The sequence below is a fragment of the Nocardioides sp. genome, from assembly GCF_031422975.1.
GTDB lineage: Bacteria > Actinomycetota > Actinomycetes > Propionibacteriales > Nocardioidaceae > Nocardioides.
Map to the genome: position 1 here is coordinate 1 of NZ_JANPEO010000468.1, position 1,657 is coordinate 1,657.

The window sequence follows — 1,657 nt, forward strand, 5'->3', positions numbered from 1 at the left end:
GAGTTCCACAAGCGTGTGCTCAACCCGGTGCCGGTGCGCACGATCGACACCCGCCCGACCGCGGGCGCGATCGCGGCCCAGGCGGGCAGTCGGCCCGAGGTCGAGGCCGAGCTCCGCGAGTGGCTGGGCGGACAGCTCGACGCCGCGCAGATCCTGGTCAAGGACCCGCGCGCATTCTGGATCCTGCCGGTGTGGACGCGCGTCGCAGCCGAGCTCGGCGTCGAGGTGAGCACGCTGACGATGCTGCGGCACCCGACCGAGGTGGTGCGCTCGCGCGACTCGGCCTACCTCACCGAGCAGACCCCGACCTTCCGCCGCCAGCGCGAGACGGCCAACATCGCGGCGTGGGTCAACGCCGCCTTCGAGACCGAGCGGTCGACGCGGTCGCTGCCACGAGCGTTCGTGAGGTATCCCGACCTGCTGGCCGACTGGCGCACGGCCCTGCGCCTCGCGGGGGAGCAGACCGGGCTGACCTTCAACGCCGACCTCCGCACCGAGGCGCCCCACGACGTCGATGACTTCATCGACGCCAGGCTGAACCGGTCGGCGATCTCGTGGGACGACATCGCCGTACCGGACCAGCTGCGTGATCTCGCCGAGCGGACGTGGCAGGCGATGAACGTGCTGGTCGACGCACCCTCCTCGAGCGAGGCGATCGGGGCGCTGGCGGGGCTGCAGGAGGAGTACGGCGAGCTCTTCGACTTCTCCGAGGCGATCGCGATGGACGCCACGACCGCTCGGGTCGCCGAGGGCAGGCGCGACGTACGCCGCAAGAAGGACGCGCAGCTCGATGAGCTCCGCCGCGAGCTCGAGGCGACGAAGGCCGAGCTGGCCGCACGCCGCAAGCCCGGCTTCTTCCGCCGCTGAGGCCCTGCGCGGCGCCCCAAAACCTGACTCTCGAGGCGCCGGCGTCAGGTCCCTGATCGTCAGGAGGAGGGTGACCCCGGGCTCGTGCACGTCCTCCGCCCGGACGCCCCGGGGCTCACCGCTCCCACGGTGCGACGAGCGGGAAGTAGTCCTCGAGGAAGCCGGCGAGCATCGCGTCGACGGTGTCCGGTCGATGAGCGAACTCGTGGTGGTCGCCCACGCAGAAGAAGTCGTGGTCGCGCGCCCGCAGCTGCTTGAGCTGTCGTTCGACCCGGGCGTTGCTGAGGTCGACGAACGCATGCTGGGCCGTCGCTGGAAATGCCTGCCCGGTGACGAGCCCGTAGTGCTGCGCGAGGTTGGAGAGCAGCGAGACGTCGGTCGGGCTCCGGAACGGGGCGCGGGCGGTGCTGGCGAGCGCCTCGGGGAAGCGGTCCTCGATCTCGGCGAGCACCGATACCCGCTGCGGGTGCGGCGAGTGCGCCATCAGCTGGGTGATCTCGACGCCGAACGCCTCCCTCAGCAGGGCCCGGTTGTTGGCGGCCGCGTGCAGGAACGGCTTGTCGGCCGTGCCGGGCATGCCGATGGAGGCATCACCGAGGAAGGCGGCAGCGGCGCCGCCGGGGGAGAAGAACAGCTCGGGGCGGGTGGCGCGGCCCAGGAGAACGTCGTCGTTGACGTAGATGAAGTGCTCGGCCAGTCCGGGGATCTTGTGCAGCGAGGTCTCGATGGCCTGCGAGTTGAAGGTCGGCAGCGCATCCTCGGGGAGGATGTCGCGATGGTCGACGAGCGT

2 protein-coding genes are annotated in these 1,657 nt (G+C 70.9%); one reads left to right on the forward strand and one right to left on the reverse strand.

The features are described 5' to 3' along the window. A partial coding sequence (locus RMO85_RS13940; protein ID WP_310529329.1) for a hypothetical protein occupies nucleotides 1-867 on the forward strand: 867 nt, incomplete at its 5' end. Nucleotides 868-982: 115 nt separating this feature from the next. Here the strand turns inward: RMO85_RS13940 and RMO85_RS13945 are convergent. Beyond that, the coding region (locus RMO85_RS13945; RefSeq protein WP_310529330.1) for a stealth conserved region 3 domain-containing protein at nucleotides 983-1,657 on the reverse strand (675 nt) is incomplete at its 5' end.